The following is a 14,763-nucleotide window of genomic DNA, read 5'->3' as shown; positions in this document are numbered from 1 at the left end:
TCCTTTACTTAACGCTTTAGTAATTCCTCCACATATTTCTTCATATCTCTTGTTACTTTACTTGCTCCTTTATCCTTCTTTTTCTTAAAGAAGCTTTCTCCCATATTGAGATAGGGCTGAATAGCAAAATAATCTGCACTAATGGTTCCTTGTATTTCTTTTCCGATAATCTTTACGATGTCCTTGACTGTTAATTCGGACTTAGAATGATTACGGTTGACAATCAATGAAAAATGTTCCCCTCTTCCAATTTGAAAACGTTCAAAAAGATCCTCCGCATACTTATAAGCCCGCATCCCTAAACTATCAGGAGTCATTATGTAATGAATATGCTGAGCAAGGCTAAGGCCAGTAAAGGTTAGGTTGTCGATATTCGTTGGCAGATCTAGAATAATATAATCATAGTGATTGCTGGCCACTCTAATTATTCTGTTCATGAGTTCATCTGGAATAGTCTGCGCAACTGCTGGATTTGCTGGACCATTTAAAATGCTCACCCTCGTTTCCTCATGAACATTGGACACATTCTGAATATGTCTAATATCCAATTCATCCAAAACCGGAATTAAGTCATAATAGGACCTAATTGGCTGTATGCCAAATAAGGAATCAGCTGTTCCAAATTGTGCATTCATATCAATTAATAAAACTTTTAGATTGTGATGAATGCTGAGAGACTGAGCTGCTAATACCGATAAAAGCGTTTTGCCGCTGCCGCCCTTTGCGCTATAAAAAGCATGGACTTGCCCTGTACCATATCCTGCGTTTGTTTCCTTTTGCAGCCGGAACTGATCTCTTGTATATCGGACTAATTCAATTAATCGTTCCTTTTCATCCGGGAAAACAATAACATCCTTTGCCCCAGAAACTAGCCACGTTCTTGCAAGGAGAAAGTCATGGCTCCTTGCAAGGGCAATTAAGCTGCTTTTAGAGTTGTTTTTTAGCTGCTCAGGATTTTCAATTGAGTCAATATCAGCAAAAATATAATGATAGTTATGCTGTTCCTGAAAAGTTCGTTTCCATTCAGGCATAACTGTAATATCAATATTTTCATTTTCAATTAGCTGTTGGATGAGTTCACTCCATCTTGAATCTTTCGTGATCAGCAACCCTTTATATGCACTCATGTATTGCACCCTTCCAAAACTTCATTTTCGTATTTTACTTTTTATCTTCAGACTTTGGATCATTAGAAGATTGCTGTTGTTGACTTTGTTCCACTGGCTTTTCTTTTTCTTCTGCAACGTCTTTTGCCAGTTCTTCAGATTTAGCATCGTTGTTTGTGTTTGCTTTTTGATCTTCAGCCGTTTCTGCAGCAGGTGGGGTAGTACTTGCCTTTTCTTGCTTTTCTGAAGCTTTCTGTTCAGTTGTTTTTTTCTGGTCTTGCTCACCTGAAGAAGCTTGATTCACCCGTAAGACCCTTATTTGTACAGCCGAATTTTGATAATGGATAATTCTTTCTGCATTTTCAACGTTTAAAGAAATCTTTATTCTTGATCGACCTTCCTCTTGCTCATCCACTTGAACAACACTTACATTTTGGAATTGCCTTTTCGTTTGCAGACTGCCATTCACTTCTTCCGAAACGATAATATCAACAAGATCTCCTTCAGCAACATCTTGATCAATTAAGACAATTTTTGTTGCATTTAGCCATACGACACGATCATTGATAGGAATATCTAATTTCTTACGGACGAGAGCTTTAGTCAGCAGCTCCCCCTCTTTAACTTCCGCTACTGAAATTGCATCCTTAAACTCGTTTTCACTTGTAATTAAGGAAGAATAAGCACTCGATTGCGGCATCTGTATCCACTCTATATCTGACTCTTTAATTTCGTGATAGGATTTAATATCTTTTGCTGCTGTAGCTACTGCAACGGTTTTCCCTAATTTTTGCTGAGCCTGATTGATCTGAACAAGAATTACACCGGCTGCAACGATTGCCAGCAAAAAAGAAATCGTTAAAAATATAATGGCTTTCCTTTTAGCATCGATCATCCATTGTCACTCCAATATTTTCTTTATCTATCTGTCTCTTAAGCAATGAAAATATCAATATTGTCAAAACTAAGAGGTAAACTATTTTCTTCAAGCTGAAAAAATGATACAGATGCTAAATCGATGTCAAGATTCTCTCTTGAAGCAATAAAAATCGATTTTGTTTGACTCATTTCTTGAACCTTCCTGAGTAATTCTTCTTTTGGACCTGTTAAGAGTAATTCTTTAGAAAGGCTGTCCATCAGATAATATTTATTATTCTTCTTTCGTTTCTTTCTTTTTAGCTTCAAGTAGTTGGGAGCTGTATGAAATTTCGAATGATTGGTAATGGTAAATCTTTGCAGAGGAATAAAAGAAGGGAGTATATTCTCCTCTTCTTGCTCTTGAATTCTCTGAAGTATGTAAATAGCAGCTGATTTATTGATTGCACCATCCAACGTGATTAGTTTATGACTGGGAAAATACCAGTTTTTTAGTCTATTGATGCTCTCTTTGCTAGTGATGAATGAATCATATACATAGAGAACTTCCTTGTATTCTTTTAACCATTTGTCTACATCCTCTAGCTCGTCTTGAAGTCCCCTATTGATTAATGGCAGTTTTTGACTAAAAGTTTTTTTACTGCCATTTAAATAATCCATTAAAGGAAAGTCCTTTTTCAATTTGGGGCTTCTAATAAAGGCTGATTCTGTCACACTCTCGGGTAATCCTAAAGATTCATCTATAATGATATGCACTTTGAATCCTCTCTTCCCTCTTCAACGTTAACTGTTCTATGAACATTATTTACAAAATCAACTTCCATTTATAATGCTGAACAATTCTTCTCTTTTGTTATTAATCTTTTCCATCCCTTGATCAACAAGGCTTTCTGCATAGACGTCCAGTGCGTCGTACCGGGCCTTTAGCTTATCTTGAATTTCGTCAACATCAGCGCTTTCAATTTTCCCCTCTGCTTCAAGCTTTGAGAGAGCTTCCCTAATAACATCATTTTCCAGGCTGACTACCTTCATAAATGATGATTCAATTCCACGTAATTGTTCCCTTAAATCCGCTGTTCGGAAATTGACATTAATGCCATTAACGGCTTTCTGATTGTTTTTGGCAATCGTGTTAACGGCTTCTTCCATTAGCTTCTTGAATGTATTCTCCAGTTCCACCTTTGAATTCACTGTGTAATATTCTCCATTGCTTGCAGCGGCCGTATCCTTAAGCTGCTTTTGACCGGCATCATCCACATTGAAGCCAATGATATAAACCTTTACTTTCAGGTCTGACTCTGCTAGTTTCTTAGCTTCTTCGATTGGGTTGCCATCACATGTTTCAATTCCGTCACTGACAATAAATAAGATGTTTTCAGTGTCTTCTCCCGCTTTTGCCTTTAAATCTTCATAGCCAGCCTTGATCGATGAAGCCAAAGGTGTCCAGCCGCTTGGCTTAAATTTGTTTAGTGCTTCATTGAATTCAGTTTCATTAAAAGTATTTGCTTCGTACATGACTTCTGTACTTGAGCAGGATATTATCTTATCCTCGTTTTTTCCGGTTCCTTTATGTCCCTAGGCTCGCAGAGAAATTATTGAATCTGAAGGCAGTCCTGAAGCAAATCTATTTATTGCTCCTTTTGCCAATGCCATTTTCTCTCCTCCAGGAACCACTGCTGCCATGCTTCCGCTTGAGTCAATATGGACAGCTATGTTTTTGATTTTTTTCTTTTCCTTTGTTATGTCCAGTTCTCCAAAATCCGGCTCATAATTGGCTAGAACATCATTTACTTCTGTATAGTCCAAACCAAACCAATGCACCAAGCCATTATAGATTTCTTCATTTCCAAGTTCTTCTACCCCAAATTCGGACATTAGATTATCTATATCCACGTCTTCCTTATCCGGTCTAGCGTCTGAATACATACCTTCCAGCTTCACGCCAATCAGCTGGTGGACAATTTCCTCAGCTTCCGTTGCAGCCGCTGGGTATTCAATCTTTACAGCCTGTTTTTCTTCTTCCTTTTGTTTTTCCACCGCAGATAGTTTCGACTCTTTTTCTTTCTCATTTGTCTCGACACTTGAACATCCTGCGATTACAAACAACATACTTAGAAAAACTGGTGCTATATGTATTAATTTCAAACTCGTCTCCCCCTAAGGCACATGTCCAAATTTCCTTGTAGCTCTATTTCACATTAAAAAAATCCAAATTATTGAAATTAATTGTTCGTTATATATTTAGTAACATCTGTTCACAATTTGGTCAAATACTCCCATATTTTTTGTCGAATATTGTCTGTTAAATTACTCCTGTAAATATCTTGAAATTAGTGCTTTTTTCAGGAAAAACGCCTTAGTCAGAAACGGTTCCTTTGTCATTTTTTCTGAGATTTATAGTAATATAAATAAATTTTTCGTATGATTAAGATGACAAAAATTACATTTTATAGGACTTTTATATTATTTTTTGAATTTCGGATAAAATTTTACATTGTCGAATAGTTTCGAATATATTTTGCTAGATGAAAGCGTTTTACGGGAAACTAGTAAAACTGTCCTACCAATGAAATACTTAGGATACATAACCCGTTCTGTAAAAAACACAAAAACCGATGTCATGACCGACATCGGTTTTCATTCATAAATTATTCTCCAACTATTTTTGCATCCTTCAGTATTTCTTCAGTCAATGTTATCCCTTGAAGCTCTGCAGCTTTTTTATGAATGACAAGCTCTAGGTTTTCAGGGAAGCCGACTGGAATATCACTTGGCTTTTTACCGTTTAGAATGTCGACTGCCATTTTTCCAGTTGAGTAGCCAAGATCATGATAGTCAAGTCCGTATGATGCAAAAGCTCCACGCTTGACGGAATCTCCTTCTCCAACAAACATTGGAATTTTCTTGTCATTTGCTACAGTGATTACTGATTCAAGAGCTGATACAACTGTGTTATCTTTTGGAATATAGAAAACGTCTGCTCTTCCGACTAAAGATTCAGCAGCCTGCTTGACTTCTGAGCTTGTTGAAACGGATGTTTCAACAGCTTCCAATCCTATTTCTGCAATAACCTTTTTCGCGTTTTCTACGTTAACCACTGAGTTGGGTTCACCTGAATTGTAGATAATCCCTACTTTTTTCGCATCAGGAATGAACTCTTTAATAGAGTTAATTGTATTTTTGATGGCGTCTGGATGTGTGTCTGATGTACCAGTTACATTTCCGCCTGGGCTTTCAAAGCTTTCAACTAGATTTGCACCTACTGGATCTGTAATCGCTGTAAAGAGAATCGGGATCTCTTTAGTAGATTGTACAACTGCTTGTGCACTAGCCGTTGCAATAGCAAGAATGACATCGTTTTGATCAGCCACAAGGTTTTGGGCAATTGACATATTATTATTCATGTCACCTTGAGCATTCTGATAATCAAGCTTCAGGTTTTTTCCTTCCTCATATCCAGCGTCCTTTAATGCTGCAACAAAACCTTCTCGAGCTGCATCTAGAGACGGATGTTCTACTAGCTGAATAATTCCAACTTTAACTGTTTTCTCTGCTTCTTTATTGTCTCCTCCGTTGTCCGTGCTGCTACTGCTGCTACTGCTTTCACTGCTGTTTCCGCAAGCTGCAAGCACGAGCAACATACAGCATAATAGGGTCATCCAAATTTTTTTCATGTTTCTTCTCTCCTCTACTCTACTAGTTTTACTCTACTTGAACTTATTAGGAATCTAATCAAGTATTATTAATTGTAATATTTTGATAATACCATGCCTATCCACCTACAAACAACAGAAAATTGAAAAAATCTTTCAGGCTTTAAAGTAATAAAAAACACCTCTGTTTATACAAAGATGTTAGTTTACTGTGTTTTATTTTAGCCAATGAGATTGGGAACTCAGCAGTCTATTGTTTAAAATTATATTTCTACTAATGATAGACGGTCATTACTTATCTATTTTTCTATATTATTGATTTTATACTATTTATCCACATAAGTTCTCAAAAACGCTTCGATCTCCTGTTTATTTATCAACAAGATTACCTTTTTAGAATCCGTGGCTTGAAATGCCTGAAATCGTTCGGCCATTTTTTTCTTACGTGGATAATAAGTAGTCAGTATAAATTTAATAAAAGCCCAATCTATTTTTTCTTTGCAGTCCTTTCCCATATCCGGGCGGGTTTTTCCTATGTTCATTACCCATCTTTTCAGCACACGGTACAAACAAATATATATAGGAAGCTCTAAGTATATGATTGTATCTGCCCGTTCTGTACGAATGCTAAAAGTCGGCGTGTAATTTCCTTCTATTATCCACTGATCTTGATTGACGATCTGACGCTGAGCCTCTGAAAATTCATCTATTGGTGCTTCCACCCAGTTTGGCTTCCAAAAAAGAGCATCTAAATGATACACATGAATATCCAGCACTTCCCCCAACTTACGTGCAAAGGTTGATTTACCTACCCCGGAGGAGATACCAACTACCATTATGCGTTTCACAAATACTTCTCCACCTTTTGCCTTTGTCTTATAGGACCATCTTATGAAAACCTTATCAAATTCCAAATTACTTTCATATATAAAACACATAATTTTCCCGAAGTTTAAATTAAGTACAAAACTTCACAAATTGTTCAAATATTTAAGTTTTAACAGGTGCAAATAGGTGTATCATATAAGTATAGAATATTCTGACTAAACATAGACAACAGGAGGATAAATAATGCGTAAAACATTGAAGGAACTTATAGAAGAAAATAAACAGGAACTATTAAATGACAAGAAGGCTTTAGAGAAAATTGAAAAACGGATAGAAGCACGGCATGAGTTAAAAAGACTAGCTTAGATCTTAAAATTGTACTTCCCTTTGGATAAATAAAAAAGAGGCTCCCATCAATTTCCTTAACGATGGTGCAGCCTCTTTTTTCTATATTTATCTGAATTACTTTCCTTAGCAGCAGCATTATAAGCTTTGAATATTGCCGGCCGTTTTTTCCCTAGGTACTTTTCATTAAGTACAATCACTTTTCCGTTCTCAGCAGTATTGTACTTTCGATAAACAAACTTATATTTTTCAAATGCAAAATGCCCCGAAATATAAATGGGTAAGCTGATGAGTACGAGAATGACTAACTGCAACATCCAATTGAATCCATTCCCACTGATATAAATAGTCATTACAGCATTTACTATAAAAGCAACCATTAAGATAATAATCACATTACATATATGAAAAGCGAACACATCTTTTTCTTCTTGAAACATCCGCTCTAGTTCAGACTTGATATAAAGTGTAACAAATACTGAAATCACAATGGCAATAAGGGTAACAAAATATGTAAGAACAGTGGACATTTTTTCCGATCCCCTCACTTTCATAAATCCCCTAATATGAATATCTCCATTGTAACATAAGAAATGAAAATAGAAGCGGTACACTTTCACCATTGCTTTTTAAACCCATCGATTTGAAAGAGATTATTGAACAAACATACAAGAGCGTCATGATAGGTTAGAAAAAAAACCTTCAATTATAATGATGATTAGGATGCAAAAAATTCTGTAAGAAAGAAGGATATATATGCTATTTTATGTAATTGCAATCCTCGTTATTGTGATGGATCAGGTTTCTAAATATCTAATTCGTATATACATTGATATTAATGAAACATTTACCTTGTGGGGAATACAACTCACACACATCGAAAATAGTGGGATGGCAGGAGGTTTCTTGCCAGGCTATGCACGGCTCTTCGGAGTTGTGGCTGTGTTGTTCGTGATAAGTGTTTTATATTTTCGCAGAACTGGAGAAATGAAGGGAGCTCTCATCGATAGTAGTTTTGGTTTCCTAGTAGGAGGAGCAATTGGAAATGGCATTGATAGACTCTTGTTTGGTCAGGTGACAGATTTCATCATTCGCTCTGGTGGAATTCTTAACTTGGCCGACCACGCCATTGAGATCGGTGTGTTACTGCTTATTATTTATGGAATCGTTAGCTGGTTGAAAAATAAGCGGTAGGACGTGCATGTATCACTTATTTAAGAATTGGCTTACTCAAAACATCGAGAGAAAAGTTATATTTATCTTGCAAAAAAAGCTTCTCAAAAGTCTAATGACTTGTGGGAAGCTTCTTTTTATTTGGTAAGGCTTTATTACATCATGCCGCCGTCATGGTGAGAGAGTGTAATATCTTTCACGTTTTGTGTGTAAATTTCAGTATATCAAGGTTATTGACAATCACCATTGTAACATCTTGTTTCCACTTAATAGCGTTAGCAAATTGTTAGCGTATCTTTACTTATAAAAATTTTCCCTTTAGAACATACCAAATAAATTTCGCATATGAATTTTATGCAAAAACCAATAAAAAATTAGAACCCATTTTCCACTAGCCACTTCATAATGCTTTCTTCTCTTTGCTTAATATCGTCATGCTGCATATCGTATTTACGCATTTTCTTCTGTGCAACAATATTTCCATCTACCATAAACAGGATTCTTTCAGTTTTTGCTGCCACCTTCACATCATGCGTAACAAGCATTACGGTTGTCCCTTTTTTATTAATCTCTGCAAGAATAGACATAATCTCTTCTGTCGACTTGGAATCTAATGCTCCGGTCGGTTCATCTCCAAATATGATATCCGGATTATTTATCATTGCTCTGCAGATGCCGACTCTCTGCAGCTGTCCGCCAGATGCCTGGGTGATATTATTGTCTGCAAGCTTCTCAATTCCGGTCATTTCCAGCAGATTTTTGCTTTTTGATTTACCGCATTTTTATCCGCACCTTTTGATACAAGAGCAGGAAACATAACATTGTCAATCAGTGATAGATTCTTTAATAGATTAATATCCTGAAAGATAAATCCCATTGTTTTCAGTCGAATCTTTGCCAGTTCTTCTTCTTTTAGGCTGCTGGTTTCACTGCCTTTAAATTTCACACTGCCAGAAGTAATTCTATCCATACCGCTTACATTATATAGCAGTGTTGACTTCCCGCTTCCGGATGGTCCCATGACCGATACGAATTCACTTCTTCTATTTCCAAGTTTACATCTTTTAAGATATGGAGCTCATTATCTTTTCCTAATGCTATTTTTTTGTTCATACTTTTTGCTTCTATTATAATAACCGCTGTCAGCAGAGCTCAGACTAATAATGCGAAGTCCTACCGTACCATCCGATAGTATGCTTACTTTCATATTTGCAAAATTAATGTTTTTTCAAATGCTGCTAACTTTTGTCGATATCTACTTATAATTTGTCGATATTCCCCAGGAAATTTGTTGAAATATGAATTATTATGTTTTCTTTTAATTGGTTAGGTCGAGGGGGGAATTTTCAAATGTATTAGGTATCGCAATCTACGTTTCAATGGTTGCCCCTAATCTTTCTTTTTGTTGATTCATGAGGTCTTTTGCTGTATCGGGCAACGCTACAAGCAATTCGATGTCGGATTGAACAAAGATACGCGGATCACTCTCTTTTAAGAACTTACATCCTTTTCGCTTTAAATTGTGGCCATACTCTTGAACAGTGAGTAATGCATTCTCACTTCCTTAGAAGAGAATGCTTGTTCATCAGATGTATATCATGTCACATATTAGACTTGCTTTTCATAAAGAGAAAGGTTCCGGGGATTTTATCGCAAGGCATATCGCCCGGCGATACGGGTGAAAAACAGAGCTGGCCAGCCCTGTTCTCGAGGAACTCTATTAAGGACATGATGGGCTGTTGGAGCCGGGAAACCTTTATTTTAAACTGATACATATTGATTATCCGGTATGTATCAATCCACACGTGGCTACAAGTTCATTGGTTCATTCTAATCTTTATTTTTGTTTTTCAAGAGGTCTTTTTCTGTATCATCTGGAGGCTTATCTGTATCGGGCAACGCTATATGCAATTCCATGTCGGATTGAACAAAGATACGCGGATCGATCTCTCTTTTAAAAACTTATTCCCTTTTCACTCTAAAATGTGGCCATACTCTTGAATAGTGGGTGTTGCATTCCTACTTCCTTGGAAGAGAATACTTGTTCATCAGATCTATATCATGTCATATATCAGACTTGCTTTTCTTAAAGAGAAAGGTTCCAGGGATTTTCTTACGAGGCATATCGCCTAGCGATACGAATAAAAACTGAGCTGGCCAGCCCTGTTCTTTGAGGAACTCTATTAAGGACTGATGAACTGTTGGAGCCGGGAAACCTTTGTTTGAAACTGACAGATTGAATAAAAGTTAGGTATCGATTCTCGCGAGGCTACAAGTTCATTGGTTCATTCTAATCTTTATTTTTGTTGATGCACAAGGTTTTTGCTATATCCTCTAGAAACATGTCCGTATCGGGCAACGCTATAATCATGCTGTGTTTATTCTTTGATGCCTATCGCTTAAATTTTACACATCAAAAATTTCCTTCCACAAATCTTTACACAGACAGGCATAATAAACTTTAACAGTCACCTTATTTTCGGAATATGGAGAAAAGCCCTCCCCATTTTTCTTTAGGTTTTTGTATCGCTTCTTCTAAACGTTTATTAAAGTCATTTTGTGAACTCCATTCTTTTTTCTGTTCGTCACGCATATTTTGTATTTCTTTTTGTAAGAGTTCACTTTTTTGTTTTTCTTGTTGCAGCAATGCTTCGTAATGGATATTTTGTTGTTCAGTTAATTTTTCAATTTTAACATTAGTTTTTTGAGCTGAATTTCCAATGCTAGAACTAATAACATGATGATCTTGCTGGAGTCGGGAAACCTTTGTTTTAAGCTCTGACATATCATTCGTCAGTTGAACATTCAACTCACGTGCGGCTGCGAGTTCATTGACTAAAAACGTTAAGACCTCTTTTAATTGATTGGGGTCATAAGGTAAATTTCCATATGTATCGGTTATCGCAATCTCTGTTTCATGCGATTCTTCTAATCTTTCTTTTTGTTGAATCACAAGGTCTTTAGCTGTATCGTCTAGCGGCTTATCCGTATCGCGTAACGCTATAAGCGCTTCGATGTCAGATTGAACAAAGATACGTCGATCCCCATCTTTCAAAAACTCATATCCATTTCGCTCTAAGATTTGGCCATACTTTCTAACAGTGGGAGTTGCAATCCCTACCTCTTCCGCCACTTCCTTAGAAGAGAAAGCTTGTTCATTCGGTTGTATATCACGTCGCATATCGGTCCTCCTTTACTATTAAACTCCTTTACTATTAAATATGAAGGTTTTTAGATTTATTTGCAAGTTATATCGCCCAGCGATACGATACAATCAGGACTCTTCTTGAGGATTGAATGCGGCAGTTAAAGCTAACCCTACAGAAAACATTCAATTCCCAAAGTAACAAATATAATTAGAAGAAATTTAAAGGTTAGGAAGAGTAAACTGAATTTTCAGCCACAACAGCGAACCCTTTTCCTGCTTCTCCTGTACGTGCCGCTTCAATAGCGGCATCTAGAGCTAATACATTTAAAAAATCAATTGAAATTTAGGTGATGATAATAACAATGTTAAGCCAATCATGACAAAGAAGATTAAGCTAGATCTGAAGAAGGATTCCATACCTTGTCTAGTGACCTGTCACAAGCCAAAATTCTTGTTGAAATCGGTGGAGAAAAATAATAAAAGCACTAGCAAAAGCTACGTGAGAATCTATTCTACGCGGCCTTTTTAATAGAGTGGAATAATTAGGGTCTGTCCCCGGTTGTCCCAAAATACTTATTTGCATAACAACTAAGTTATAGTTCTTCATTAAGACGGGTCCACTGTAAAATCTCGAAAGGAAGGATGAAGATTGATGAACTCCCTGAAATTTTCTAGAATATACCAGAGTACAAACTCCTTTTGACTGCTTTTCAAGATTTAATGAACCTGTCCTCAAGTGGCTTACTTATTCAAGAATTTCTTTATCTACGATACTTCTAAAATTATCAATAAAACTAATGTGTCGTGATGTACTTTTTAAATACTTGCTTGCAGGCCTCCATGTATGCTCACTGGAATCCCATCTGAAGTAAGTATAATTATATCGACTGGTCGAAAAGATATGATATCCCTTAGCCTTTGCATTTTTCAGAAAAGTCTCATCTTCCCCCAATGATACATCTAAAAAAGGGACTTCCTCCATTACCATTTTTCAGCAATAACAGTTCCCCCGAATATTAATCTAACCCTTTTTGATTCGTGGCCCGGGAATCGTAATCATAATTCCTTAGTTTTCGGGAAATACATGAAACCAGTCCTTTTTCCAACAATATCATCCTTTGTACACTCAAATGTATTTAAGGCTTCATATAGGTAAGCACTCCCATAATAATCATTATCGTCCCACTTTGCCACATATTTTAATTTCGCTTGATTTCTGCCGAAGTTCAAACAACTTCCCAGGGTTGTTTCTTCTGGAGGTTGCAGAAACATACTCAATATACATTGTCAGTAACACTCGAAGAACTTGAAATAAACTTAAGGATTCTACAATTAATAATTTTCCTTAACTACAACATTTATTAATTCTACGTATTCTTCCAGTTTCCCAATATCATAGCGGTCACCGGATATGATTGTCCCATAGACAGATTGAATAGTTAACAATTCTTTAATAGCATCAGTAAGCTGTATTTCGCCATTTACCCCCAGGTTTATTTTCCATAAAAACTGGAAGATTTCCGGGGTAAAAACATATCTGCCTATCACAGCCATGTCTGAAGGTAAACTTGTTTTTGGTTTTTCTACTATGTTTTGAATTTCGACCACTTTCGTGCCAGCAATACCTTGTATAACTCCGTAATCTTTTAATTGATTTGGATTTACTTTTTTTAGCCCTAAAACACTGCAGTTTGTTTCCTTATGAATATCGATTAATTCTTTTAAGGCAGGTGCTTGTCCCGAAAAAACTAAATCGTCTGGTAAAAGAACAGCAAACGGTTCATCTCCAATAAAATCCTTTCCTAATCGAATAGCAGCCCCAAGTCCATTTATATCAGGCTGTCTTTTATATGAAATTTCTATTTTTGGCAATTCCAGATGTTTTAAGAGATGCGACTTATTGCTTTTTTTTAATATAGTCTCTAATTCTAAGGAGTTATCAAAATAGTCTACGATCATGTCTTTTGACTTTGATGTAATAATTAATAATTGCTCAATTCCTGAATTTACTGCCTCCTCAACGATATAATGTATAGCGGGTTTTAACCCAAGCGGAAGCATCTCTTTTGGGATTACTTTCGTAATAGGTAAACTCCTAGTACCGTATCCTGCCGCTGGGATAATGGCCTTTCTTACCAAATTAAGCTCCACCTTTCTTGACTTTTTATATTTACAGTATTCAGAAGACAAGTAATCGTTACTTGTTTTATACCTTTCTTTTATGGTGAAAAACTCCATTCCTTATCTGTCCTGCCATCCTTTCTAAAAAAAATGCTATTACGAACAAATATGATAGTACTTAGATGTCCTTTTTTTTGAATAAAAATAGGGACAACCCCTAGTACTATTTTTTGAATTAAGCATATTGTTATTAAGGAGTAAAGTTTAGAAACATTTAAGAGCATTAAGCAGATTAAATAATGATTAGATCGGATGATTGGATAAGTGAAGCCTGATTAATAAAAGGAGGGATTACCATTGAAGATTGCTGTCATCAGTCCGGGATTGTATTCTGTTCCTCCTGTCATTGGGACATCAGTAGAACATGTCATTCACCATGTTGCCGAGCAACTGGAACGCAATAATCAGGTTATTGTATACACAAAAAAATGCCGGCAATTTCCGGAATCTACATTAGAAGGAAATCTCCACTACAAACGGTTCCGCTTTTACAGCCCGGATGTTTATTTGCAGCAAGTAATCAAACATATTCAAGAAGAAAAACCAAGTGTGATTATCATCGAAAATCGTCCTTCTTATGTTACGCAAATAAAACATGCATGCCCAAAGATCCCAATTGTATTAAATATGCATTCAGATGTTTTTTCTTTGCCGCCTAATATTCGCAAAGAGGAGATGACTGAAGTTTCCCGGAATGTTGATGCCCTGATAACCAATAGTAAAGCATTGGAAAATTTTTTTGCGGATAAGTATCCAGCTTTTAAAGGGAAATCGTACGGGATTCATTTGGGGATTGACACGACTCCATATGAAACAGCAAGAATGGATTTAGAAAATATTAGCCGATGGAGAGAGAAATATCGGTTATCGAGTGAAGATCCTACTTTACTGTTTGCTGGAAGAGTAATGGAAAAAAAAGGCGTTCATTTGATACTAGAAGTAATGCCAGCACTGATTGAAAAAATCCCTCGTCTCAAGTTGCTTATCACAGGAAGTCCCAAATATGGGAATAACAAAGATACGTCATATATGAAAAAGATTAGAACAATGGCAAAACAAATAAATAATCATGTTGTGTTCACAAATTTTGTGAAACCGATCGATATGCCTTACATTTATCAGCTTGCAGATATTGTCGTGACTCCTTCTATTTGGAATGAACCCTTTTTATTGGTTAATTTAGAGGCAATGGCTTCCACGAAACCTGTAGTCACTACAAATAACGGTGGTATTCCAGAGGTAGTAAAGCACGGAGAAACTGGAATCATCCTCACCATTGATAATCCTAAGGAGGAGCTATTTCATTCTATTCTCTCATTGCTTGAATCAAATTCATTAAGTGAAAGGTTATCCAAAAATGGATTTGAAAGGGCAAAAGAATTCTCTTGGGAACGAACAGCGGGTCAATACTTACAAGTATTTAAGAAAGTGACAACTTTGTAGAGTGATGGAA

Annotated in this window: 14 protein-coding genes and 2 pseudogenes; 3 read left to right on the top strand and 13 right to left on the bottom strand. The window is 36.3% G+C overall.

Going from position 1 to position 14,763, the window contains the following annotated elements:
- Positions 1-8: 8 nt before the first annotated feature.
- The 7 genes from RRV45_RS02940 to RRV45_RS02910 all read right to left on the bottom strand — a co-directional run bounded on the left by RRV45_RS02940 (position 9) and on the right by RRV45_RS02910 (position 6,483).
- Entirely contained in the window at positions 9-1,127 is a 1,119-nt protein-coding gene (locus RRV45_RS02940; protein WP_315667257.1) for an AAA family ATPase, read from the bottom strand.
- Positions 1,128-1,161: 34 nt separating this feature from the next.
- Positions 1,162-2,001, bottom strand: a complete 840-nt coding sequence (locus RRV45_RS02935) for an SAF domain-containing protein (RefSeq protein WP_315667256.1) — start codon at positions 1,999-2,001, stop codon at positions 1,162-1,164.
- A 38-nt stretch (positions 2,002-2,039) separates the two neighbouring features.
- Positions 2,040-2,738 carry a hypothetical protein gene (locus RRV45_RS02930; protein ID WP_315667255.1) on the bottom strand — a complete coding sequence of 233 codons (699 nt, stop codon included), beginning with the start codon at positions 2,736-2,738 and terminating at the stop codon, positions 2,040-2,042.
- A gap of 57 nt (positions 2,739-2,795) precedes the next feature.
- Entirely contained in the window at positions 2,796-3,497 is a 702-nt protein-coding gene (locus RRV45_RS02925) for a vWA domain-containing protein (RefSeq protein WP_315667253.1), read from the bottom strand.
- Between the two features lie 60 nt (positions 3,498-3,557).
- Entirely contained in the window at positions 3,558-4,127 is a 570-nt protein-coding gene (locus RRV45_RS02920; protein ID WP_315667252.1) for a vWA domain-containing protein, read from the bottom strand.
- A gap of 503 nt (positions 4,128-4,630) precedes the next feature.
- The gene (locus RRV45_RS02915) at positions 4,631-5,656 is read right to left on the bottom strand and encodes an ABC transporter substrate-binding protein (protein ID WP_315667251.1); all 1,026 of its coding nucleotides are present in this window, start codon (positions 5,654-5,656) and stop codon (positions 4,631-4,633) included.
- 305 nt (positions 5,657-5,961) lie between these two features.
- Positions 5,962-6,483 carry a P-loop NTPase family protein gene (locus tag RRV45_RS02910; protein ID WP_315667250.1) on the bottom strand — a complete coding sequence of 174 codons (522 nt, stop codon included), beginning with the start codon at positions 6,481-6,483 and terminating at the stop codon, positions 5,962-5,964.
- Positions 6,484-6,706: 223 nt separating this feature from the next.
- Here RRV45_RS02910 and RRV45_RS02905 point away from each other — a divergent pair, with 223 nt between their 5' ends.
- On the top strand, positions 6,707-6,829 hold the full coding sequence (locus RRV45_RS02905; protein ID WP_315667249.1) for an FbpB family small basic protein: 123 nt from the start codon (positions 6,707-6,709) through the stop codon (positions 6,827-6,829).
- 56 nt (positions 6,830-6,885) lie between these two features.
- Here RRV45_RS02905 and RRV45_RS02900 read toward each other — a convergent pair whose 3' ends face one another.
- A complete protein-coding gene (locus RRV45_RS02900; RefSeq protein ID WP_315667248.1) occupies positions 6,886-7,338 on the bottom strand; it encodes a hypothetical protein in 453 nt (150 codons plus the stop codon).
- A 226-nt stretch (positions 7,339-7,564) separates the two neighbouring features.
- Here RRV45_RS02900 and lspA point away from each other — a divergent pair, with 226 nt between their 5' ends.
- Entirely contained in the window at positions 7,565-8,002 is a 438-nt protein-coding gene (lspA, locus tag RRV45_RS02895) for a signal peptidase II (RefSeq protein ID WP_315667247.1), read from the top strand.
- Between the two features lie 353 nt (positions 8,003-8,355).
- On the opposite strand, the pseudogene RRV45_RS02890 reads toward lspA, so the two are convergent.
- The 5 genes and pseudogenes from RRV45_RS02890 to RRV45_RS02870 all read right to left on the bottom strand — a co-directional run bounded on the left by RRV45_RS02890 (position 8,356) and on the right by RRV45_RS02870 (position 13,268).
- Positions 8,356-9,094, bottom strand: a pseudogene (locus RRV45_RS02890) (ABC transporter ATP-binding protein).
- A 1,360-nt stretch (positions 9,095-10,454) separates the two neighbouring features.
- Positions 10,455-11,162, bottom strand: coding sequence for a hypothetical protein (locus RRV45_RS02885; RefSeq protein WP_315667246.1), 708 nt, complete (start codon positions 11,160-11,162; stop codon positions 10,455-10,457).
- A gap of 214 nt (positions 11,163-11,376) precedes the next feature.
- Positions 11,377-11,454 (bottom strand): annotated as a pseudogene (locus RRV45_RS02880) (methyl-accepting chemotaxis protein); the annotation flags it as partial.
- Positions 11,455-12,185: 731 nt separating this feature from the next.
- Positions 12,186-12,359 carry a hypothetical protein gene (locus RRV45_RS02875; protein ID WP_315667245.1) on the bottom strand — a complete coding sequence of 58 codons (174 nt, stop codon included), beginning with the start codon at positions 12,357-12,359 and terminating at the stop codon, positions 12,186-12,188.
- A 102-nt stretch (positions 12,360-12,461) separates the two neighbouring features.
- Positions 12,462-13,268, bottom strand: a complete 807-nt coding sequence (locus RRV45_RS02870) for a UTP--glucose-1-phosphate uridylyltransferase (protein WP_315667244.1) — start codon at positions 13,266-13,268, stop codon at positions 12,462-12,464.
- A gap of 339 nt (positions 13,269-13,607) precedes the next feature.
- Between RRV45_RS02870 and RRV45_RS02865 the strand changes: the two genes are divergently transcribed.
- Entirely contained in the window at positions 13,608-14,753 is a 1,146-nt protein-coding gene (locus tag RRV45_RS02865; RefSeq protein ID WP_315667243.1) for a glycosyltransferase family 4 protein, read from the top strand.
- The last annotated feature ends 10 nt before the right edge of the window (positions 14,754-14,763 follow it).

The sequence above is a fragment of the Bacillus sp. DTU_2020_1000418_1_SI_GHA_SEK_038 genome (assembly GCF_032341175.1).
In the GTDB taxonomy this organism is placed as follows: domain Bacteria; phylum Bacillota; class Bacilli; order Bacillales; family Cytobacillaceae; genus Cytobacillus.
This window is presented reverse-complemented; position numbering and strand designations above follow the sequence as displayed.